This is a genomic window from Mucilaginibacter sp. P4_A11, from assembly GCF_056402535.1.
Genome location: NZ_JBFUHE010000005.1, coordinates 95,876 through 118,708, shown reverse-complemented (window position 1 = coordinate 118,708; position 22,833 = coordinate 95,876). Strand labels below are relative to the sequence as shown.

The following is a 22,833-nucleotide window of genomic DNA, read 5'->3' as shown; positions in this document are numbered from 1 at the left end:
GGTTACTTCATCGCCAGCAACGAGTCCTTGGCCAGTTTCCTTGGTTTAATGATCATGCCATCACGTACGTTCTGTGCTCCCTGGTACAAGATCCTGTCGCCCGCTTTTAAACCATCCTTTACAATGTAATAGGTTGAAAAACGGGTTTGCGGCGAAAAGGCCTGCATATGCAGTTTGTTGTTCTTGTCAACTATGTATACGTAACTTTTATCCTGGATATCAAACACCGATTGCTGTGGCACCATGATCACGCTATCAGCTTTAGTCGAGATGAAAAGCTTACCGGTAGCACCATGCCTTAACAGTTTTTGCGGATTAGGGAACTTTGCCCTGAAGTTAATAGAACCTGTTTTCTGCTCAATTTCCGCCTCCACAGTTTCTATTTCGCCCTGGTAGGGGAAATCCAGTCCATCGGCTAATACCAGTTTAACCTTATCACTTGTTTGTCCGGGAGCCGATTCTTTTTTGCGGATATATTGCAGGTATTCATTTTCAGGGAAACTGAAATAAGCATACATCGAGCTGATATCAGACAGACTGGTAAGTAAAGTGCCTTCATCAATCAAACTGCCCGATTTAAGTGGGATCCTGTCGACGATACCATCGAATGGCGCATGGATGTAAGTGTAGGCCAGTTGGTCTTCGGCGCTTTGCACCATGGAGCGTGCTTCTTCAATAGTTGCCTTATCAGCATTCATCTTTGATTCAGCTACTTCCAGTTCTGATTTCGAGATTACTTTCTTATCAACCAGTAGTTTAACCCGTGTTACTTCAAGTTCGGTTGCCTTGGCATCGGCCATGGCGTTGCTTAAAGCAGCTTTGGCTTTTGACAGGCTTACTTTAAATTCCTGGTCATTAAGTTTAAACAAAAGCTGACCTTTCTTAACCTGCTTGCCTTCGTCAATGTATATTTTTTCGAGAAACCCGCGAACGCGTGAACGGATCTCAATATTCTTTTGCGCCTGGATATCGGCGACGTATGATTTTTGCAGAACTGTATCCCGTGTATTTAAAGTAAGTACCGGGAGTTGCAGTGTATCAGAAGCTGCAGCTTCACTATTGGTTTTAGCTTTCGTTGAGCAGCCCGTGACAAGTATGCCGGCAGCCATGACCAGCAGGGGGATATAAATGATGATCTTTTTCATTTTTCGGATAGATAAATAGGGCATAGCAGTACATATCACGTACTATTAGCCAATGTTAAAATTTGATTTTGTAAAACAGGGATTTCCCGCAAGGGACATCTAAAGCGAAAATGGATCAGAACGGGCTGAGCCTGAAGAGGAAATTGTAATACGCAGGCAGAAAGCCTTTGGTGGATTTATTCTGGTTTTGTTGTTTTTCGACTATTGAAATAACATCTTCCAGTAAAAGCTGTTGTCCGGGCAATAGTGCTGAAGAGTAACTAACACGGCCAGGTAGAAAACGGATGATGTGGCGTGTGTGGCTGGCTTCGTTACCATCCGAATCAGACGCATCATCTTGTACTTCCTGCTGCTGGATTTGCCCTATAATCCTTTGATGCGTAAGGGAAATAACATCAGCTGCAGGGCCTGATTTTTTATAGTGAGTTAAAACTGATTCGGCGCCAGCAGGGGCAACAGCTATTGCAAGCTGGAAAAAAAATAATGCAAAGAATATTTTTTTTATCGTCGACGCCATGTTTGCGAATTTACCAAAATATTTGAAGCTATTCAAATGACTTTGTATTTTTTTTGATATAAAATGGTTTTATTTTTATTTTTTATCCTTGTTTGTTAAGATGTTATCTTTTTAAACCTCATTTTTACTTTAATCGCTCTTTTTAACGTTTTTATAACGGCCAAAACGATTATTTGTTCATGTTTTATTAATGTGTGCTTAATAATTGCAAATAACCTTTACTCAACGAATAATTGTATTTTAGCTATATGCTGCATCATGTTATTATTCAATGTGCCTGCCTTTTAGTAGTTATCCTCTTTGTGGTAATGCTGGCGCAAAAAATCAAAATAGCCTATCCCATATTACTGGTTTTGGTTGGCCTGCCGCTTGGCTTTGTTCCTTTTTTAAAAGGTATCGAAATCCAACCCGACCTGATCTTCGTGATCTTTTTGCCTCCTTTGCTGTATGAGTCGGCCTGGAATACTTCCTGGAAAGACTTCTGGAAATGGCGCAGGGTCATCTCCAGCTTTGCGTTTTTGATCGTAATTTTAACATCATGCCTGATAGCCATTGTATCAAATAGCCTTATAGCGGGTTTTACCTTGCCGCTGGGCTTCCTGCTTGGGGGGATCATTTCGCCCCCCGATGCCGTATCGGCCAGCACTGTACTGAAAAATATAAAAGTACCCAAACGGTTTATAGCGATTATTGAGGGCGAAAGCCTCATGAATGATGCATCGAGCCTGGTGATATTCAGGTTTGCACTTGCGGCAGTTATTACCGGTAAATTTGCCATGGGGCAGGCTGCCTTAAGTTTTGTATTGGTTATCGTGATGGGTATTGTTATCGGGCTGGCCGTTGCACTGATATTTTACGCTACACACCGATGGCTGCCAACTACGGCCAATATTGATATTATCCTTACGTTTATTACACCATATGCCATGTACATGGCAGCTGAAGAATTTCACTTTTCAGGTGTATTAGCTGTGGTAAGCGGAGGATTGTTCTTATCGTCGCAAAGACAGGTGATATTAAATTACAGGAGCAGGTTGCAAGGAATTAATGTTTGGGAAACTGTTGCTTTTGTTTTAAATGGGTTTGTATTTATACTAATAGGGTTAGAATTTCCGGTTGTTATAAAAGCACTTGGCCCCGAAGGCCTTAAACCGGCAATAAACTATAGCCTGATCATAACAGGTGTATTGATAATAGCCCGTTTAGCCAGTACGTATGGGGCTACAATATTTACGATGTTTATCAGCCGGTACATTACCACTGCCGACCCGAATCCCGGCTGGAAAACCCCTTTGTTGTTTGGATGGGCAGGTATGCGCGGCGTGGTTTCGCTTGCTGCTGCCCTGAGCATTCCTGAACTTTTACCTTCCGGCGCTGCCTTTCCACAGCGGAACCTTATCCTGTTTGTCACATTTGTGGTGATCATGTTTACCCTGGTTGTGCAGGGCCTCACTTTACCTATATTGGTTAAGCTCGTAAATATCCCCGATCATGATTATATAGGTTCACCTGAGCAACAAAAACAACTTGTTAGGAAGAAGTTATCGAAATTGGCTTTACAAATACTTGAAGATAAATATGCCGATCATTTGGCCGGCAATGATATGGTTAAGGCCTTTAAGCTGAGGCTGAGCGCTGATATGGAGCTCCTGAAGGATTGGGAACAGGACAATAGCGAGCAGCGTGCCGATACTTTTTACCATGACTACCGAATGATCCTAAATGATGTGATGAATCAGCAGCGCGCGCTGCTATTAACCCTTAATAAAAAGGAAAACATCAGTGATGATATCGTAAAACAGCAATTGGATCTGCTTGATCTGGAAGAGGAAAAGTTTCGGCAGCATTTTGAGGTAGTGTAAGCGCTGGGGGAAATCGCTTTTAAAATAGGAGGCACCTACGAAGCCATAGGTCGCTTTTACTATTGCTATAAACATGATACTCCTGCGGAGTTTTTATGTCCGCTTTTTTAACTCCGTAGGAGTATCATGTTTGTAGAGAAAAGCAATTGATTATTGGCTCCGTAGGTGCCTCCTCATCATTGTCGATTTTAAAGCGATTTTACCGTGGCGCAAAGGCGGGCATTTCTTTCGGGTATAATGGCTACTTTTGCCGCCCTATACACATCATACTATAATGAACTGGGATCAACTATTATCGGCTAAACGTTGGGGTTACGAGGATAAATATATTGCAAACCATATCGATGCACGATCGGAATTTCAGAAAGATTACGACCGGATAATTTTTTCGTCGCCATTCAGGAGGTTGCAGAACAAAACCCAGGTTTTCCCTTTGCCGGGGAGCGTTTTTGTACACAATCGCCTAACTCACAGTTTAGAGGTAGCCAGTGTAGGGCGTTCATTGGGCCGTATGCATTTTAACAGGATGTTGAAGGAAGATCCCGAAGTAGAAAAGAAGTATCCTCTTATCAGTGAGATCGGTAATATGATAGCGGCCGCTTGTTTGGCTCATGACCTGGGTAATCCTGCTTTCGGCCACTCAGGCGAATCTGCTATTTCACACTATTTTGCTGAAGGAGACGGTAAAGAATACCAGAAAGTTGTCACCGTACAGCAATGGGAAGATCTGACGCATTTTGAAGGTAATGCCAATGCTTTAAGGCTATTAACGCATCCGTTTGCCGGTAAAGGGCGGGGGAGTTTGGCTTTAACTTATTCCACCATAGCATCTATCGCGAAATATCCGTGCTCATCTATAGCCGGGCATAAAAAGGGTATAATCTACCGTAAAAAATATGGTTTCTTCGCTTCCGAGCAGCAGGATTTTGAAAAGATAGGTATTGATTTGGGCTTGATCAGGGTAGAGAGCGATGAACTTATTTACAAAAGGCATCCGTTGGTGTACCTGGTAGAGGCAGCTGATGATATTTGCTATAATGTTGTTGACCTGGAAGATGCTCATCGTCTTAAAATACTCTCCTATGAGGAAGTGAAGGCATTGCTGATGCCTTTGTGTACTATCCCCAGAATGGAACAGCGATTAGAAGAGTTTGATGATACTGATGCTAAAGTGGGGTATTTGAGGGCAATAGCAATAAATACATTGGTAAATAAATGTTCAAACCTGTTTTATGACAAACAGGAAGAGATCATGAATGGTGATTTTAATGCTGCGCTGATGGACGCGATTGAAGAACCGCTCAGGTCTGCCATGAATGCAATCGAAAATGTATCTGTAAAAAAGATCTACAACTATAGCTCAGTTGTACAAAAGGAAGTTGCGGGTTACAAAGTAATGGGCGGTTTATTGGAAGAATTTGTTCCCGCTTATTTAAAAAATAATTCAAAATATCATAGCAAATTGATTGAGCTGATCCCAAAACAGTTTTTAACCAAAGCTGATGACGATTATTCAAAGATCCAGACCATCCTTGATTTTGTTTCGGGCATGACCGATCTGTATGCGGTTGAACTGTTCAGGAAAATCAAAGGGATCTCGTTCCCGTCGATGAGCTGATATACACGTTAAAAAACGAGCGTCATTGCGAGGAACGAAGCAATCCCCGATAAGCAGAGCCACTCTGTATAGTTCGCGATTGCTTCGTTCCTTATAATGACGTGATTGTAAGTTATTGATTATCAATGGTAATTTTTCAACACGTCATCGCATTTTTTTTCAGGTTCTTACCTGGTGATTACTCGCAATGACGTCTTCTTTTTTCTTTGGCTTTTTAGAAAAACGTTCATCAATAACTTTCAGAGTAATTCGATTCAATTCGTAATAATTCGTGTAAATAATAGTTATTATTGCCTTATGCCGAAAGAGATCCTGCCTGTACAGATGCATACCATGGAGCAATTGCTTGCGCCGCTTGGCATTACAAGTCAGCATAAGGGGCTGTACGTTGCATCGTTCAATCCCGATCATATTGAGATGCCTATTTTGCATCCTTTCCGGTCAGATCATTTTTCTTTTACGCTGGTTCATGAAGGGGATTTCTCTATCAATGTAGGCCTTTTGGAGTATAAGGTGAAGGAGCATAACGTACTGATGGTAGCGCCTAACACTATTCGGCAGTTTCTAAATGTTTCTCCTGATTGCAGGCTTACATCGGTGATCTTTACATCAGCATACTTATCCGCCACCAGCATCCATACTAAAAATGTGGAGGCGTTTGACTTTTTATCATCGCAGGTAAGTCCGCTGTTAGTTACCGATGAAAAGGCAATGGCCCCACTTAAATCAATCCTTGATATCATCGAAAGTAAAATAGACATACATGATGAGCTGGCTTTTCAGGATGAGGTATTATTGAGCCTTTTTACCGGTTTTGTTTACGAGGTAGGAGCCTTGTACCAAAAGCAACAAAAAATAGGCGAAGTAAAAGGTACACGCAAGGAAGAATTAACTTTTCGTTTCCTTAAAATTCTGCCGCAGCACTTTAAGGAAGAAAGAAGTGTGCAGGCTTATGCCGCCATGCTGAATATTACTCCAAAATATCTCTCACAAACTGTAAAAGAAATAACCGGTAAAACCGCAGGTGAGTTTATTGATGAAATAGTGGTACTGGAAGCTAAAGTAGCACTGAATGATCCTGCATTGACCATAGCCCAGGTAGCAGCTTATCTGAACTTTACCGATCAGTTTATTTTTAGCAAATTCTTCAAAAAAGAATGTGGTATCAGTCCCAGCAAATACCGGCAAATTCCCCTGTAATTCTCTATCCGCTCAACGGCCTGTATCAGGTGGAATATCCTCCATCGTAATTTTTATTGATATATGGTTAGATCATTGCAATGGTGTAATTATTATTGCTATTCTATTACAATCTTTTCGGTAAAAACGACTTTTTGACATATTGCTCCATCCTTTAAACATTCTGCAAAAACGATAATTGAACCAATTTTGCCCCGTCATCAGATTTTTGATGCGACCGGGCGTAATAGTGTGCCCGGTTAAACACCAGGTTTGTTTATGCCGATAAGGGACACAGGTGCCGAGCAATTAATTAAAGACACCGCCAAGCACATTTTTTTTGCCGAGGGCCGGCTCCATGCAAATACCCAGGATATTGCCGATGCCGCAGGAGTAAGTCGCACGCTGTTAAATTACTACTTCCGCACCAAGGATGTATTAATTGAACAGGTATTTAAGGAAGCGATGCTTGCTTTAACTACACGTCTTGATGCCGTTATGGCATCAGAGCTTCCATTTAAAAAGAAGATCGAAAACTTTATCGACCTGTTTTTAACCGAGGCCAACACTTACCCTTACCAGGAAACCTTCCTGATCACCGAGATCAACTCAAATGCCTGTAAATATACAGACGAAATTAAGCCGCATCACATCAGTATGTTTCTTGAGCAGATCAACACAGAGATGGAAGCGGGAAATATCGCAGCCATGAACCCGGTACATTTTGTACTCAACCTGTTTTCGCTGATGTCATACCCGCTTATCATGAGCCCTATATATCGAAAGGCTTTTAACCTGAGCAATGAAAGCTATGCCTGCCTCATTAACGAGCGGAAAAAGATGATCTGTAATATGATTTTCCAATAAAAAATTTACCCTGTTATTAACGTAATTGTCAAACAAAATAATTAACACACATCACCTGAAATGCCTTTTTTATCAATTCAATCAAATAGCTACAAGTTTATATTTATGAAAAATACAGTTCAACTGCTAACCGGCTTTGGGGCCGCCTTAATTTTATTGTCGTCATGCGGCGGTGGTCAAAACCAGGGTGGTGCTATGGCTGCGGGCGCTCCCCAGCCACCACAAAGCTACCCGGTTTTAAAAATTAGTTTACATGATGCTACGCTGAACAGCGAATACCCGGCTACACTTCAGGGGCAGCAAAATATCGAGATCCGCCCCAAGGTTGACGGTTATGTTGATCAAATCTATATTGACGAGGGCAGCGTGGTAAAGAAAGGCCAACTGCTGTTTAAGCTCAGCGCCCCGCAATACGCGCAGGAAGTAAATACGGCAACAGCAGCCATCAGCAGTGCTGAAGCTGATGTAAGCGCGGCCGAGTTGCAGGTTAACAAAACCAAGCCGCTGGTAGAAAAAGACATCATCAGCCATTACGACCTTGAATCGGCCGAGTATACGCTCAAAGCCCGCAAAGCCGCCCTTGCCCAGGCAAAAGCCAGTTTAGCCAATGCCAAAACCAATTTGGGCTACACGGTTATCACCAGCCCGGTTGATGGCGTGGTTGGGGCAATCCCTTATAAATTAGGGAGCCTGATCACCAGCTCAACCGCACAGCCTTTAACAACAGTATCCAATATCGGTAAGGTGTATGCTTACTTCGCCCTCAACGAAAAACAACTGCTTGATTTTTCAAGGACAGTAAAGGGGAGCACCATGAACCAAAAATTGGCTAATACGCCGCCTGTTTCATTAGTACTGCCCGATGGCAGCACTTATGCCGAAAAAGGCAAGGTTGAAACCATCAGCGGCTTAATAAATACCGAAACCGGATCGGCAAGTTACAGGGCGACATTTCCCAACCCTGTTGGCCTGATCCGCAGCGGCGGAAGTGCCACAATACAAATCCCCCAAACAATTAAGGATGCTGTGCTTATACCTCAAAAAGCTGCCTATGAATTGCAGGGCAAGCATTTTGTTTACGTGGTTGATGGCAAAGGAGCAGTTAAAAATACCGAGGTAAGTGTTATGAACCTTGCAGCCGGCCAATATTATGTAGTTACTGATGGCCTCAAAGCAGGCGACACCATTGTTACCGATGGTGCGGGCAGTTTAAAAGACGGTATGGTTATCAAGCCCGAAGCGCAGGAGAGTGCCGTAGTATACAAGGATTTAAAATAATTTAAAAGCAACCTGCCGGGATCTTCTCCCTGGCATCAACATAAGCAACATGTTACGTACATTCATTGAAAGACCGGTTCTATCTACCGTAATATCGGTAATTATAGTAATACTGGGTATCCTGGGCCTTACAACCTTGCCCATATCCGAATACCCCGATATAGCGCCGCCTACGGTGCAGGTATCCGCATCATACCAGGGCGCCAATGCCGAAGTGGTAATGAAAAGCGTTATCGTACCGCTCGAAGAACAGATTAACGGCGTAGAGAAAATGACCTACATGACCTCTACCGCAAGCAATGACGGCAGCGCAGTTATCACCGTATATTTTAAGCAAGGTACCGATCCCGATCTGGCAGCGGTAAACGTGCAGAACAGGGTGTCAAAAGCCACCAGTTTACTTCCTGCCGAAGTTACGAAGGCCGGGGTTACCACCAGTAAGCGCCAAAGCAGCATGGTAATGGTATTTACCCTGGCAAGTGATAACAAAAGCTACGACGAGAAATTTCTGCAAAACTATGCAAACATTAACCTGCTGCCGCAGATCAAGCGGATCAACGGTGTAGGTGATGCGTCGTCATTTGGCATACAGGATTACTCCATGCGCATTTGGTTAAAACCTGATGTAATGGCCACATATGGTCTTGTACCCGATGATGTGAACAACGCCCTTGCCGAGCAGAATATAGAAGCAGCACCGGGTAAAGTAGGAGAGAACGATAACCAGTCGTTTCAATACGTGTTAAAGTACAAAGGCAGGCTTACAAGTATACCAGAGTTCGAAAACATTGTGATCCGCTCATCGACCAAGGGGCAATTATTGCGCCTGAAAGATATAGCACGGGTTGAGCTTGGCGCTCAAAGTTATGCTAATGCTACTACCATGAACGGCAAACCGGCCGTAGGTATAGCTATTTACCAAACAGCCGGTTCAAATGCGCATGAGCTAATTAAAAACTGCGAGCAAACCATCGAGGCTGCTTCAAAAACGTTCCCTGCGGGCATTAGCTATACCTCCCTTTTTAGCGTTAACGACTTTTTGGATGCCTCGATAGAAAAGGTTGTACATACGCTGATTGAAGCCTTTATACTGGTGTTTATCGTAGTATTCGTATTCCTACAGGATTTCCGTTCCACGCTGATCCCGGCTATTGCGGTGCCGGTGGCCATTGTTGGTACATTCTTCTTTCTTCAATTGTTTGGTTTTACCATTAACCTGCTTACGCTGTTTGCTATGGTGCTGGCTATCGGTATTGTAGTGGATGATGCCATTGTAGTGGTTGAGGCAGTGCATGCCAAGCTGGATCATGGGGCTAAATCTGCAAAGGCTGCTACCATCAGCGCCATGAATGATATCAGTGGGGCTATCGTGTCTATTACTTTGGTAATGGCGGCGGTGTTTATCCCGGTTTCGTTCATTACCGGCTCAACCGGGGTGTTTTACAAACAGTTTGGTTTAACGCTTGCAATCGCGATCTTAATATCGGCTGTAAATGCCTTAACATTAAGCCCGGCATTGTGTGCCTTGTTATTAAAGCCACACCCCGAAGGCGAGCATCATAAAACTGGTCTGTTGCAGCGATTTTATACAGCTTTTAATACCAGCTTTGATACGCTTACTCGTAAGTATAAAAAATCGGTTGGCTTTCTTGCTGCTAAAAAATGGATTGCTATTGCGGGGATCGCAGTTTTTGGTTTGATTTTCTGGTTCCTGCTTAAAACAACGCCATCGGGCTTTGTGCCTAATGAAGATCAGGGCTTTATTATTTGCGATGTGTCGTTGCCTCCTGCTTCATCATTGGAGCGTACCACCCAGGTTATCGACCAGGTATCGGGCATGATAAGGTCACTGCCCGAGGTGGAGTCGACCATCAGGGTTGCCGGTCAGGGGATATTGAGTGGTGCAGGCGGTTCATACGGCCTGATCATGATCAAGCTGAAGCCCTGGGAAAAACGTACAGCCAAGGGAACGGATATTAACACAGTGATCGGTAAACTTTTTGGCATGACAGCCGGAGTTAAAGGCGCTACTGTCCTGTTTTTTGCTCCGCCAACTTTGCAGGGCTTTGGTAACAGCAGCGGTTTCGAATTCCAGGTGCAGGATAAAACGGGCGGCGATATTGTGAAGTTTGCCGAAATAAACGGCAAGTTCCTCGGTGCCTTGAATCAGCGTCCTGAAATTCAATACGCGTCTACCTTCTTCAATACCAACTTTCCACAGTTTTTGGTTGATGTTAACGTGGCTAAATGTAAAGACGCGGGCATTACCGTAAACTCGGTATTAAGCGTATTACAGGGCTATTTCGGCGGTGTTTATGCCTCTAACTTTAACGAGTTTGGTAAGCAATACCGTGTAATGATCCAGGCCGATGCCGCTTACAGGGGTACCACCGGCAGCCTTAATAATATGTATGTGCGCAATGCCAATAACACCATGGCGCCTATATCTGAGTTTGTTACGCTGAAACGGGTTTACGGTCCGGAGTCAATCAACCGCTTTAACTTGTTTACTTCTATTTCTGTAACAGGCGCGCCGAAACCGGGATTTAGTACGGGTGATGCCATTAAAGCTATACAGGAAGTAGGTGCTAAAACATTACCTGCCGGTTACGGATTTGAGTTTTCGGGCCTTACCCGTGAGGAGATTTCCAGCGGCAGCCAAACTATTTTTATCTTCATGTTGTGTCTGGTGTTTGTGTACTTCCTGTTAAGTGCCCAGTACGAAAGCTATATCCTGCCGTTTGCAGTATTGCTTTCACTGCCGATTGGTTTGGCCGGCGCGTTCATCTTCGCCAAAATCTTCGGAATTGAAAATAATATCTATTTGCAGATCACCCTCATTATGCTCATCGGTTTGTTAGCCAAAAATGCCATCCTGATAGTCGAGTTTGCGGTAGCCCGCAGGCGAAGTGGTGAAAGCATTGTGCAAGCCGCCATTGATGGTTCGGTTGCCCGTTTAAGGCCTATTTTAATGACCTCTTTCGCGTTTATACTGGGGTTGGTTCCGTTGATGCTTGCATCGGGGGCTGGTGCCGAGGGAAACCGTTCGATAGGTACAGGTGCTGTAGGCGGGATGCTGATCGGTACCATATTCGGTGTGTTTGTGATACCAGTGCTATTCATCATTTTCCAGTCACTCCAGGAACGCATCAGCGGCAAACCTACCGCAGAAGAACAAATAGAGGTTGAAGCAGAAACGGTAGCCTAAACGCAAAATTTAAGAAATTATAAAGAAGCAAAAAAAATGATCTATTCATATAAACGGCAAATACTGGCCACGTTGGCGGCAACGGCGATATTTGCCTCATGTGTTACAAAAAAGTACCAGCAGCCGGTAGTAAATACTGATAAGCTGTACCGCGATACAACCATCAGCGATACTACATCAATGGCCAATATGCCGGTAAACCAATTGTTTTCGGATACAGTACTGGTAAACATGATCCAGGAAGGATTGCGTGAAAACCTCGATCTGAAAACTGCAGTGCAGCGGATTAACGAGGCTCAGGCAACATTTAACCAAAGTAAGGCAGCATACCTGCCAAGCCTGGACGGAAGCGCAACTGCTACAAGGGCAAAAACATCGGCAGCAAGTTTGAACTTCCCGCCGGAGTTTGCCAATTCATTCAATCTTAAAACAACCACTTACCAGGCAGCACTAAACACCAGTTGGGAGGCAGATATCTGGGGTAAATTAAGCAGTGCAAAAAGAGCAGCATTGGCAGGTTTATTACAAAGTGACGCTGCTAAACGGGCAGTACAAACCCAACTGATAGCCGATATAGCAAACGCTTATTATAACCTGCTGGCGCTTGATCAGCAATTGGCTATCACGCAGCAAACGCTTACCATTAGGGTAAAAGATGTAGAAACAGTAAAAGCGCTGAAGGAAGGTGCTGTTGTAAATGGTGCGGCTGTGGTACAAAGCGAGGCCAACCGTTATGCTGCCGAGGTCACTATTCCCGATCTTAAACAAAGTATCCGCGAAGCGGAGAACGCTTTAAGTATTTTATTGGCAAGGGCCCCGGGCAGCATCAAACGTACAAGCCTGAATGAGCAGAAACCCATTGCGGATCTGAAGACTGGTATTCCTTCACAATTATTAAAAAATCGACCGGATGTGCAGGAGGCTGAGTTTGCATTCAGGAGCGCGTTTGAAAACACCAACCTGGCGCGTACTTATTTCTATCCGCAGCTTACCATTACCGGGCAGGCTGGCTTGTCAACCCTGCAGTTGAAGAACTTTTTTGATCATTCCATATTTTACAACTTTGTTGGCGGTATTACCCAGCCTATTTTTAACAAAGGGCAAAACAGGGCGCGTTTAAGAACGGCGCAGGCCCAGCAACTGGAAGCTTATTATGCCTATCAAAAATCATTGCTGACAGCAGGGCAGGAGGTAACCAATGCGCTGTTTTCTTACCAAAATGCTATTGAAAAGCAAGGCTCAAGGGCTAAGCAGCTACAAGCACTTGAAAAATCAGTTGATTTTACCAAAGACTTGCTGCGTTACAGCTCGGCTACAAATTATACCGATGTTTTAACTTCTGAACAAAGTTTGCTTGCCGCACAATTAAGCAGCGTTAACGACCGCTTACAGGAACTGCAATCAATAGTTAACCTTTACCGCGCTTTGGGTGGCGGTTGGAAATAGACAATATTTAATGCCCCTGTTAATCTTGAAGCCCGGTTTGCATTAAGCTGCCGGGCTTATTTATTGATGGTGGTGATTTTGACATATTTTGAAGTTGTTTAAACATTTATTATCTATGCCAACTAATTGATATTTACAAAAACCTGTTATAATATTCATTTAAAACTGCATTAATAATTTAATTGTGGTTGATGATTTGCTAATGAATAAAATGAAGTAAATTATGCTTGTAACTACGAGGTTAAACCATGGGAAGTAAAGAACGGATATTACGGCAAAAAGACGATACCCGCCGAAGGATACTGGACGCTGCGTTGGATATGATCAAATGTGAGGGTTGTGATGCGTTAAGTATGCGAAAACTTGCAGACAATATAGAATACACGGCCCCCGCTATTTATGAGTATTTTGAAAGTAAAGATGCTTTGTATGTAGAGCTTGCGCGTATGGGGCATTTGAAATTGGCTGCCATTGTTAAAATAGCTAAAGATGCACACACCGGCGCGGCTGAGCAAATGGAAGCCATGTGGTTAGCATACTGGAATTTTGCCATGACCTATAAAGAGCTTTATCAGCTAATGTTTGCGGTTGGAACCGGTTGTTGCCCTGTCGAAAATCAGATTAGTGAATCGACGGCTTTTCCGAAAATGGTTTCGGATGTGATACGTATGCTTTATTTACCTCACCAGGCAAGCGACGAAGAAGTTCAAAAAAAATATTATACCTATTGGGCCATAATTCATGGTTTGATAGCCATTAACATGATTCAGCTCACACGCGACGAAAAAATGAACCAGGAGATCCTGATCGATGCTATCAAGGGGATCAATGCGCTGATAACAGGATAAAGTGATGGTTGATAAGGAGCGGATTTTAAATGGGTGTGAGAAGCTTTTTCTTGAAGCGGGAATAAAAAGCATCATTATGGATGATATTGCCCGGCACCTCGGCATCTCCAAAAAAACAATATACCAGCATTTTAGGGATAAAAATGAGCTTGTTACTGCCCTGGTAAAAAAGAGGCTTGCTGACGATGAGTCAATGCTTTGTGCCATTATCAGTGATGCGGGCAATATGATGGATGAGATGGTTGAGTTAACCAGGTGTACCGGAGAGATCTTTTCAAGGGTAAACCCTGTTGTATTGCATGACTTGCAAAAATATCATCATGAAGGATGGACGTTGTACTTGCGATTTAAAACAGGCTTCCTGGTGAATATCATTGAAAAGCTTTTAAAAAAGGGGATTGATCAGGGCTATGTCCGTCCTGAAATTGATGCAAGAATAATAGCCATTATGAGGGTTAACCAGATTGAGCTGGGTTTTAACGCTTCCGTATATCCGCATGCTGAGTTTAATTTATGGGATGTTCAGCTGCAGCTTTTAACCCATTTTAATTACGGCGTATGTACATTAAAGGGCATAGCTGTTTTAAATAGCCCCGGCTGATCAGCTACCGTTGAGGGCTTATGATCCGGATGCCATTTTCTCCTGCAATAATTGCCCTCCCTGCCATTTGGTAAAATAAGGAGTGTTCAACAACGCCCGGTATCATTTTAACCAATGTATTTAATTTTAATGGTTCGGGTAGCTCTGTGAATTGTACATCAACCAGCATATTGCCATTGTCTGATATCAAAGCGCCATCTTTTTGCGTACTCATGCGCTGGGTAAATGTAGCTTGCGGAAATAACGCAGAGAGTTTTGCCAATACAATTTGCAATGCCTGCGGCAGGATCTCAATAACAAGCGGATATGTTGCATTAAGTTGAGGTGCAAATTTTCCTTCATCGCCCAGCAGAATAAATTCCTGTGCCATGGAGGCTAAAATCTTTTCGGTGGCATGGATACCGCCGCCGCTTTTCAGGGCATTTAGTTCGCTGTCAAACTGATCGCAGCCATCAAAGTAAATATCGAGTTTATTAAGCAGGGAGGGCGACTGGATGCGCATGCCATATTTACTTAATAGTTGAGTTGTTTTGAATGATGAGGATGTAAATGTTATTGAAGCCGCAAGTTCAGGTTTTTGGGCTAACATATTAACCAAATGAGCTATTGTGCTACCGGCTCCCAAACCTATAGTTTGGTTGGGGCTTATCAAGGTTAAAGCGGCTTTTGCTGCTTCCAGTTTATGATCCGTCATGGCGCTAAGATACAGCACCAGCCGCTAATAACCTCGGTCAAATTATGTTTTTAGTCGTCTATGCCCTCCCATAAATGACTATGTACGGTTGATATTATATGCGTTTTCATGTTATTGTTGAATCGTTAATTATTTTACTTCTGTTATGTTCAAGTTTAAAGCTTTCTGCAGATACTTCTATCGTCTTATACTATTGCAGACGAATCAGCAATAAAAACATTTTAAATAATCTTACTTAAAATTTCGTCCCTTGTGAAATACCTCTTTTTGTTTGTTTTGCTGGACCTGCCCTTTGTTTGAACCAGCCGGATAGGGGGCTGTTGTTTCATCACTTCGTGATAATGTCATTACCGGCTGGTCATCATTGCCAACGGTTGTCAATGTGCTTAGTAGTTTTGATAAATTGAAACAACGCCGTATAATAACATGGATCACTTTGCCTTCAATCTGTAAAACACCTTCAACCATTAATAAGCGCGCCTGTACAATATCCTTGCGGTATTTATCAAAGATCTTTTCCCAGGCAACAAGGTTGGCAAAGCCTGTTTCATCTTCAATGGTGATAAATAGGATCCCTTTTGCAGTGCCAGGCCTTTGCCGTACAGTTACCAGGCCGGCAACTTTTATCTTATCCCCGTTTTTAAGGTTAGGTAATTCGGCAGTTGGAGTTACCTGCAGCATATTGAGCTGCTGCCGTAAAAAACTCACGGGATGTGCCTTTACCGATAAACCTGTGGCTGCATAATCCTGTACCACATGCTCGGCCGGGGTCATAAACGGTAAACTGATCTGGGCTTCTTTGGCACTTTCTGATGGTTGACCGGTAAACAAACCTATGGGTTTATCATTAAGCGCCGGTACTTCCCACAATGCGGCGCGTCGGTCAAGGTTTAATGACCTGAAAGCATCGGCATCGGTAAGTTTTTCAATCTGAGTTTGAGGTACGCCCGAATCGCTTAAATGACTGATACTTGTATATCCCATACCGCGACCGGCTATTAATGCCTGCATATCATTTTCGTTAAGGCCCTTTACCTGTCTGAAACCTAAACGCAATGCCCGGTACGCACCATCCTGCTCTTCAAGGGTATTATCCCAATGGGAGTGGTTAACATCCACTGGGCGTACTATTACACCGTGCCTTTCGGCATCAATAACAATTTGAGCAGGCTGATAAAAGCCCATCGGCTGGCTGTTTAACAAGGTAGCTGCAAATACATCGGGATAATGATATTTAAGCCATGAAGAAATATAAACCAGGTGGGCGAACGATGCTGCATGACTTTCAGGGAAACCATAACTCCCAAAACCTTCCAGCTGTTTAAAAATGCGATGGGCAAAATCTTCTTCATAACCTCTCCTTGTCATGCCATCTACCAGTTTTTGGCGAAACTGGCTTACTAACCCTTTAGCTTTAAAAGTGGCCATACTCCGGCGCAATTGATCTGCCTCGGCAGCAGTAAACTCTGCTGCTACCATGGCTATTTCCATTGCCTGTTCCTGAAATAATGGTACACCTTTGGTACGGCCAAGTATTCTCTCTAATTCTTTTTTTGGATAGCTTTCTTTTTCCAACCCGTCACGACGCCTAAGATAGGGGTGAACCATATCTCCCTGGATAGGGCCGGGGCGCACAATAGCAACCTCAATCACCAGGTCATAAAATTCCCGTGGTTTAAGCCTTGGCAGCATCGACATTTGAGCCCGGCTTTCTATCTGGAAAACTCCCAGGGTATCGGCATCGCAAATCATGTCATAAACCTTTGGGTCTTCACGCGGAACGTTCTTTAAATCGTATGCTTTGCCATAGTGTTGCTTAATGAGGTCGAAACTTTTGCGGATGCAGGTGAGCATGCCAAGGCCAAGTACATCTACTTTGAGGATGCCGAGCGCTTCCAGGTCGTCCTTGTTCCATTCCAGTTGTGTGCGCTCTTCCATACGGGCATTCATTACCGGGCAGATATCTGATAGTTTGCCCTGCGTAATAACAAAGCCCCCGGTATGCTGGCCCAGCTGGCGGGGAAAGCCCATTAACTGTTCGGTAAGTACCAATACTTTATGCAAGGCCGGATCATCAGGGTTAAGTCCCTGGTCAATGATCCGCTGCCTGTCAAAAGCCTCTTCCGAAAAATCCCAGATAGCGCCCGACAGGCGGTTAATGGTATCTACCGATAAGCCCATGGCCTTGCCCACATCACGGATGGCCCCCTTATGCCGTTCCTGTGTAACGGTAGCTACAATGGCCGATCGGTCGCGGCCATATTCACTGTAGATCCACTGGATGATCTCTTCCCGGCGCTCATGCTCAAAGTCTACATCAATATCGGGCCATTCATCCCGCGCATCAGACATAAAACGCGAGAAAAGCAGTTGCGTTTCTACCGGATCCACAGCGGTAATAGCTAAACAATAACACACCGTAGAGTTGGCGGCCGAGCCGCGACCCTGGTAAAGTATGCCCAGTTCTGCCGCTTTACGGGTATACCGGTAAACCCGTAAAAAGTAGGGAGCCAGTTGTTTCCTTTCAATAAAGGCAAGCTCAAACTCAATTTGTGCCTTAATACTATCTGGCACCTTGTTATCATACCGCTGGCATGCACCCTGCCAGGTAAACTGCGTTAGGCGCTGCTGTGGGGTAAGTCCGTCGGTACTGGGTTCTTCGGGCTCAATGTACTTAAGTGTATCTAATGTAAACTGGCAGGCTTCGGCTATTTCGGCGGTACGGGCTATGGCATCAGGATATTGTCGAAAAAGACGTTCCATCTCATCGGTACTTTTTAAATACCGTTCGGCGTTGGCATTAAGTTTAAAGCCGGCATTATGGATAGTGCATTTTTCACGTACGCAGGTAACAACATCCTGAAGCTGCCTGCGGGCTGCTTCGTGGTAATGTACATCGTTGGTAGCCACAATGGGTATGCCCGACTGAGCCAGCCGGTGAAGCCGTTTGGCGTCATCAATATTATAAGCACGCGAAGCCGCAAGATAAAGTTCATGACCAAAAGCCTCCCGGTACTCTTTTAAATCTGCTTTAAAAGTTTCATCAAAATCAAAGCGACTGTTAAGCGATTCGGGAGGCACTGCTATGAACTTGATACCTTTAGCGTGTTCATATACATCCTGTTTATACAAGTGGCACTGGCCCTTTTCGGCCCGGAGGTTTCCCCTGGTAAGCAGCCCGGAAAGGCGCGACCATGCATCCATATCTGTTGGATAAGCAAGCAGGCTTGCACCATCAAGCAGGTCTAGACGGCAAGCCGGGATAATTTTAATATTGATATCATCTGGTCTGGCAGCTAAGTGAGCTCGTACAACTCCTGCTACACTGTTACGGTCGGTAATGGCAATTTTGGTATGCCCGAGCGCGGCTGCCTGCATTACCATTTCTTCGGGGTGCGATCCTCCCCGTAAAAAGCTGAAATTGGTGGTTACCTGTAATTCCGAATAGCTCATAACCCTTATGCAAAAAATCCGTGAATAAACCATTGCCCTGCCTGGCTGCCTGCATAATGCCCCGACCGGAATAGCCAATAACGCCTGCCATCCTGATCTTCAACCTGGTAATAATCTCTGTGTTCGCCTTCATCAAGCCACCATTCACGTTCTATCCGTTCGGGGCCATCGGCCTTTTTAATATGGTGCGTTTCGTTTTTGTAGATGAACAGCATTGGCGGATAATCGGGAATAGGAGAGGTTACCTCTATTTGCTGAGGATGAGGAAGCAGGATAGACGGGCGGGGCCGGTCTTTTCGCCAGCTGGTTTGGGGTTTTTCATTAATAGAGATGGCCGGTTTAATGCTTCGTTCGGGCCAGTAACGCTCCTGGGGAAGGTACCTGTGAATACTGCCTGCACCAATTTTATTGGCTAACCTATCCAGTAACTCTGCCAGATCTGTATCATCAAGGCCGCAGCTATCCGATTGCCATAACACTTCCTGTTCGGACTCTGTATCGTCGACTTTAGGCGCTTCGAGCGTGAAAAGTTCAATCCCCAATGCAGGTTCCAGCGTAGGGATTTTAAGTTCAAAGAGCTTAAACAAATGACCTATATGGTGTGATGCGCGGTTGGTACCGATATCAGCACTGATCACTTGTCCATCTACCCGGTAACATTTTAAAACTGCGGTTCGTAATCCCTTACCTTCGCCCTGTAAGCGGAGGCAAAGTTTTTCGAGCAGGGTTTTAATGGCTATTTCTATTCCGGTGGCGGTGCGGATAGGCTCCAGGCAAGGCAATCTTTCTGAATAGGGTTTAACAGGATGTAATAATTGCAAAGGTTCATCCACATTACCCAGGGCCTGGTCAAGCCTTAACAATAATTCCTGCCCGAAACGGCGGCGTAATACAGAACGCCCCATGTCCACGAAGGTTTTAATAGTATAAAACCCAAGTTTTTGCAGCCTTTCAATAATTAATGGCTCAAGCCGGAGGGCAACAGGAGGTAAGGGAAGCAATGCATCAACCTGTTCGCCGGGGGCAATAATTGGTTTTATTTTCCCAAAACGGGCTACTGCCCATGCTGCGCCTGGCGTATCTGCTATAGCGCCCCGAACATCATAGCCCTTACTTCTGAGGCGGATAACAATCTCCTTTAAATAGGCCCGTTCTCCGCCCCATAAATGGGCACAGCCCGAAATATCAAATAGCAATCCATCAGGTAAATCGGTAGCGATGAGCGGCGAGTAACGGATACACCATTCGCCCAAAGCGATGAGCAGTTTAGCGGCCTGGCCCGGGATATCATCAACAACTTCAAGGTTAACTATAATGGCCTTTGCATCGGCTGCCGTCATGCCGGCGATTACACCCTGCGTTTCAGCCAATGCATTGGCGGCCGTAATCATAACGCGGCCACGAACAGGTGAAGCAAAAACAAAAGGTACTGTTTTAAGTTCGGGCCGGCGAAGGGTGAGCCAGTCTGTCAGTAAATGACGAAACCATAAAGAAATAAAGCGCTTGTTCATCATACCTCACTATCCGGCTATCCTTTCGCGTAAATCTATTTGTACGGCTTTTTCTTCTTCCACGGGGATAAAATGTCCGTCGGCCCATTCCAGTTTCCAGCTGCCCGGATTACCATTACGTACCCGCAGCAGGTCAATTTGCCAGCGCGGATAACCAACACCCGGTAAATCATCATAGGTTTTACTTGGCAGCGGCGTTATTTGCCAGCGGGCCACGCAGGTTGTTGAGCCCGGCTTATGCGGATCATTGCGCAGCAAAAAACCGGTTACTTTGCTGTTTTCAACTGCCAGCTGCAAACGCCGCGATTGTGCAAAGCTTATTTCCTTAACTTCGGCTATTACAGCGGCAAGGCCTTCACATTTTAAGGCTTCTTCCATAGCCCAAAGCAGGTCTTTTTCGCGCTTTACATCAATAAATATTACCCTGTGGGGTTCTACATCATAACTTGCCAATGCTGCGGGAAATAATTGCCTGTGCATGCTCATCCATAAACATACACCTCCCTGCTTCATCAGGCGGGTAAGCAAACCTGCTATAAGCCCGCCGGTTGCTGCAGCATGCTCGGGAGTAGGACATAACATTTCATGTATTGTACCGGTAGGGAAAACACCATTAGGAAAAGCAGATTCCAGCGGACCTAAACCAATACCTTTAGCTTTACCCGCCAAAGGCGGTGTAAAGCCCTGCCAAAGCAAAATGTCTTTTTGCAAACGGCTGATGATATCTTTTTTAGCTACCGGCATTACATGTCATTTTTAACTATAAACCATATTCAAAATGCTACTGTTGAAATGGAATGACAAATATAATACTAAAAATATTAGTATTTTCTAATTGATGAATAAATTTGTAACTGGTTGATTTTTAGTTCAAATTGGGGTTTAGCAAATGAGACGGCTATCAGTTAAAATACGGGCTTATCAATTTCCACATCCTTTATTTTCCAGGCAGTTTTTAATTGTTGCTTTACTTTATTTAAGGCTATGGCATTGCTTGTGTTTTGATAAGCCAACTGCAATCCTGTTAATGCCCAGCCATTATTGGGATTAATTACAAGGTCTTTATTTAATACAGTTATCGCCTCATCGTACCGGCCTGCTTTCAACAAAGAATTGCCAAGGTAATGCCTTGCGGGCAGGGGCCAGTCGCGGGGTTCGTTATAAATCAGGTGATCCTCTGCGGTAACGGCTTTTTGTAAAATATCAATAGCTGTGTTATACTTTTTTTCGGCTGCTGCGATACTGCCTTGTAATATCAGGCGGGCAACACAGGCAGATTCGTAAGCGCTGCTGAAATTATCTAAGGGCGTCCTTAATGACGAATCCTGCATTTTAGTTTCCAGCATTTTGAGCTCATGCCTTGCATTGGTAGTATTGCCTTTGCCGCACCATGCCAGCCCTTTTGAAAAATGAAGCAATGCTGATGCGTAAACAAGTGAATCAACTGGTTTGACATTTAAAATATCGCCCCATTTACCAAACCGGACAGCAGTTAACACCGGCTGCATATAAACGTATTGGAAAAAGTTGCCATCGGCACCCTTAGCACCTAAATAATAGGGGGGCAATGCTGATTGCGCGTCATGAGCGGCAGCAAGGGCTGTTTGATAGTTGCCGGCCATTTGTGCACAATTTACTTTTAAATGGATGTTGTGAATTTTGTATAAGATATCTCCGTTTACTACAGGGTTGTACTGTTTCAGATAAGTATCATAGCCTGCCACAGCCGCGGCATTATTGGTAATGCCCTGTTCATAATTACCGGTGCGGATATAAATATGCGAAGGCATATGTGTTATGTGTGATACCTGGGGCATCAGGGTATCTAATAAATGTGCACTCTTTAACGCCATTTGCGGGGTTGCAGAAGCCTCCATGGTATGGATATAAAAATGATTAGCCCCGGGATGTTTCGGGTAAATGGCTATGGCCTGCTCTAACAGGGAACGGATTTGCGGTGTCCATGGTTTGGGTTTAAAATCATGGGTATACAAGTCCCAGGGATGAAGTAATAATAAAGCATCGGCATACAGGGTTAGTACTTCGGCATTTTTAGGATGCTTTACATATACCGCCTGCATGGCATCGGCATAATGGGTTCTTAATTGTTTTACTGTAAGGGTACTGTCCTTACTATAGCGATGTTGCATAGCGGCAATCAGTTCCTTTTCGAGCGGGGTGCAATTGGTACTCAGCTCTTTACTTTTTTCTGAAGCTTCATAGGCATCGGCTGGCGGGGCATAGCCGTTGGGGTAATTAATAGTAGGCCCCATAGCCAGCGATTTACCATACCAAGCCATCGCACAGTCGGGATCAAAACGGGTTGCTTTGATAAAAGATGCTATTGCTTCGATAGAATGAAAGCCATAATACATGCTTATGCCCTGGTTAAAATAAAATTGCGCGCTATCTGATGAGGTGGTAATTTTCCATTGATAATTACCCCAACCCTTTAATGCCGGGATTTCAGGAATGCTATCTGCTCCGTTATACACAAAGCCGCATACTACAGCCCGTTTAAAAGGGCTTTTATACATAAATGTCCTTGATGTCGCAGCCCTTTTTTGATGATTCGAATAAAAAGACTGCGCCGTAAAAAAAACGAT

The 22,833-nt window shown here is 44.2% G+C and carries 16 protein-coding genes; 9 read left to right on the top strand and 7 right to left on the bottom strand.

Going from position 1 to position 22,833, the window contains the following annotated elements:
- Nucleotides 1-2 precede the first annotated feature (2 nt).
- A complete protein-coding gene (locus AC1DUD_RS11725) occupies nt 3-1,145 on the bottom strand; it encodes an efflux RND transporter periplasmic adaptor subunit (protein ID WP_477374811.1) in 1,143 nt (380 codons plus the stop codon).
- A 115-nt stretch (nt 1,146-1,260) separates the two neighbouring features.
- Nucleotides 1,261-1,662, bottom strand: a complete 402-nt coding sequence (locus tag AC1DUD_RS11720) for a hypothetical protein (RefSeq protein WP_477374809.1) — start codon at nt 1,660-1,662, stop codon at nt 1,261-1,263.
- A gap of 248 nt (nt 1,663-1,910) precedes the next feature.
- Here AC1DUD_RS11720 and AC1DUD_RS11715 point away from each other — a divergent pair, with 248 nt between their 5' ends.
- The 9 genes from AC1DUD_RS11715 (at nt 1,911) to AC1DUD_RS11675 (ending at nt 14,569) form a co-directional block, all read left to right on the top strand.
- A complete protein-coding gene (locus AC1DUD_RS11715) occupies nt 1,911-3,524 on the top strand; it encodes a Na+/H+ antiporter (protein WP_477374806.1) in 1,614 nt (537 codons plus the stop codon).
- A 274-nt stretch (nt 3,525-3,798) separates the two neighbouring features.
- A complete protein-coding gene (locus AC1DUD_RS11710; RefSeq protein ID WP_477374804.1) occupies nt 3,799-5,142 on the top strand; it encodes a deoxyguanosinetriphosphate triphosphohydrolase in 1,344 nt (447 codons plus the stop codon).
- Nucleotides 5,143-5,439: 297 nt separating this feature from the next.
- Complete coding sequence (locus AC1DUD_RS11705) at nt 5,440-6,342, top strand: AraC family transcriptional regulator (protein WP_477374802.1); 903 nt, start codon at nt 5,440-5,442, stop codon at nt 6,340-6,342.
- Nucleotides 6,343-6,600: 258 nt separating this feature from the next.
- Nucleotides 6,601-7,188, top strand: a complete 588-nt coding sequence (locus tag AC1DUD_RS11700; protein ID WP_477374800.1) for a TetR/AcrR family transcriptional regulator — start codon at nt 6,601-6,603, stop codon at nt 7,186-7,188.
- 105 nt (nt 7,189-7,293) lie between these two features.
- Complete coding sequence (locus AC1DUD_RS11695; protein WP_477374798.1) at nt 7,294-8,466, top strand: efflux RND transporter periplasmic adaptor subunit; 1,173 nt, start codon at nt 7,294-7,296, stop codon at nt 8,464-8,466.
- A 49-nt stretch (nt 8,467-8,515) separates the two neighbouring features.
- The gene (locus AC1DUD_RS11690) at nt 8,516-11,674 is read left to right on the top strand and encodes an efflux RND transporter permease subunit (protein WP_477374796.1); all 3,159 of its coding nucleotides are present in this window, start codon (nt 8,516-8,518) and stop codon (nt 11,672-11,674) included.
- A 36-nt stretch (nt 11,675-11,710) separates the two neighbouring features.
- A complete protein-coding gene (locus AC1DUD_RS11685) occupies nt 11,711-13,120 on the top strand; it encodes an efflux transporter outer membrane subunit (RefSeq protein ID WP_477374794.1) in 1,410 nt (469 codons plus the stop codon).
- A 248-nt stretch (nt 13,121-13,368) separates the two neighbouring features.
- Complete coding sequence (locus AC1DUD_RS11680) at nt 13,369-13,968, top strand: TetR/AcrR family transcriptional regulator (RefSeq protein WP_477374792.1); 600 nt, start codon at nt 13,369-13,371, stop codon at nt 13,966-13,968.
- 4 nt (nt 13,969-13,972) lie between these two features.
- Nucleotides 13,973-14,569 carry a TetR/AcrR family transcriptional regulator gene (locus AC1DUD_RS11675; RefSeq protein WP_477374790.1) on the top strand — a complete coding sequence of 199 codons (597 nt, stop codon included), beginning with the start codon at nt 13,973-13,975 and terminating at the stop codon, nt 14,567-14,569.
- A gap of 4 nt (nt 14,570-14,573) precedes the next feature.
- Here AC1DUD_RS11675 and rpiA read toward each other — a convergent pair whose 3' ends face one another.
- The 5 genes from rpiA to AC1DUD_RS11650 all read right to left on the bottom strand — a co-directional run bounded on the left by rpiA (nt 14,574) and on the right by AC1DUD_RS11650 (nt 22,764).
- Complete coding sequence (gene rpiA / locus AC1DUD_RS11670; protein ID WP_477374788.1) at nt 14,574-15,263, bottom strand: ribose 5-phosphate isomerase A; 690 nt, start codon at nt 15,261-15,263, stop codon at nt 14,574-14,576.
- 231 nt (nt 15,264-15,494) lie between these two features.
- Nucleotides 15,495-18,716 (bottom strand): error-prone DNA polymerase, encoded by a 3,222-nt coding sequence (locus AC1DUD_RS11665; protein WP_477374786.1) that lies wholly within the window; start codon nt 18,714-18,716, stop codon nt 15,495-15,497.
- Nucleotides 18,717-18,721: 5 nt separating this feature from the next.
- A complete protein-coding gene (locus tag AC1DUD_RS11660) occupies nt 18,722-20,230 on the bottom strand; it encodes a Y-family DNA polymerase (RefSeq protein WP_477374784.1) in 1,509 nt (502 codons plus the stop codon).
- A 6-nt stretch (nt 20,231-20,236) separates the two neighbouring features.
- Complete coding sequence (locus AC1DUD_RS11655) at nt 20,237-20,971, bottom strand: ImuA family protein (protein WP_477374782.1); 735 nt, start codon at nt 20,969-20,971, stop codon at nt 20,237-20,239.
- 161 nt (nt 20,972-21,132) lie between these two features.
- A complete protein-coding gene (locus AC1DUD_RS11650) occupies nt 21,133-22,764 on the bottom strand; it encodes a tetratricopeptide repeat protein (RefSeq protein ID WP_477374780.1) in 1,632 nt (543 codons plus the stop codon).
- Nucleotides 22,765-22,833 lie beyond the last annotated feature (69 nt).

Excerpts from the sequence above, each read along its gene's own strand:
- AC1DUD_RS11725 (WP_477374811.1), bottom strand. The coding sequence starts at position 1,145 with ATGAAAAAGATCATCATTTATATCCCCCTGCTGGTCATGGCTGCCGGC.
- AC1DUD_RS11720 (WP_477374809.1), bottom strand. The coding sequence starts at position 1,662 with ATGGCGTCGACGATAAAAAAAATATTCTTTGCATTATTTTTTTTCCAG.
- AC1DUD_RS11715 (WP_477374806.1), top strand. The coding sequence starts at position 1,911 with ATGCTGCATCATGTTATTATTCAATGTGCCTGCCTTTTAGTAGTTATC.
- AC1DUD_RS11710 (WP_477374804.1), top strand. The coding sequence starts at position 3,799 with ATGAACTGGGATCAACTATTATCGGCTAAACGTTGGGGTTACGAGGAT.
- AC1DUD_RS11705 (WP_477374802.1), top strand. The coding sequence starts at position 5,440 with ATGCCGAAAGAGATCCTGCCTGTACAGATGCATACCATGGAGCAATTG.
- AC1DUD_RS11700 (WP_477374800.1), top strand. The coding sequence starts at position 6,601 with ATGCCGATAAGGGACACAGGTGCCGAGCAATTAATTAAAGACACCGCC.
- AC1DUD_RS11695 (WP_477374798.1), top strand. The coding sequence starts at position 7,294 with ATGAAAAATACAGTTCAACTGCTAACCGGCTTTGGGGCCGCCTTAATT.
- AC1DUD_RS11690 (WP_477374796.1), top strand. The coding sequence starts at position 8,516 with ATGTTACGTACATTCATTGAAAGACCGGTTCTATCTACCGTAATATCG.
- AC1DUD_RS11685 (WP_477374794.1), top strand. The coding sequence starts at position 11,711 with ATGATCTATTCATATAAACGGCAAATACTGGCCACGTTGGCGGCAACG.
- AC1DUD_RS11680 (WP_477374792.1), top strand. The coding sequence starts at position 13,369 with ATGGGAAGTAAAGAACGGATATTACGGCAAAAAGACGATACCCGCCGA.
- AC1DUD_RS11675 (WP_477374790.1), top strand. The coding sequence starts at position 13,973 with ATGGTTGATAAGGAGCGGATTTTAAATGGGTGTGAGAAGCTTTTTCTT.
- rpiA (WP_477374788.1), bottom strand. The coding sequence starts at position 15,263 with ATGACGGATCATAAACTGGAAGCAGCAAAAGCCGCTTTAACCTTGATA.
- AC1DUD_RS11665 (WP_477374786.1), bottom strand. The coding sequence starts at position 18,716 with ATGAGCTATTCGGAATTACAGGTAACCACCAATTTCAGCTTTTTACGG.
- AC1DUD_RS11660 (WP_477374784.1), bottom strand. The coding sequence starts at position 20,230 with ATGATGAACAAGCGCTTTATTTCTTTATGGTTTCGTCATTTACTGACA.
- AC1DUD_RS11655 (WP_477374782.1), bottom strand. The coding sequence starts at position 20,971 with ATGCCGGTAGCTAAAAAAGATATCATCAGCCGTTTGCAAAAAGACATT.
- AC1DUD_RS11650 (WP_477374780.1), bottom strand. The coding sequence starts at position 22,764 with ATGTATAAAAGCCCTTTTAAACGGGCTGTAGTATGCGGCTTTGTGTAT.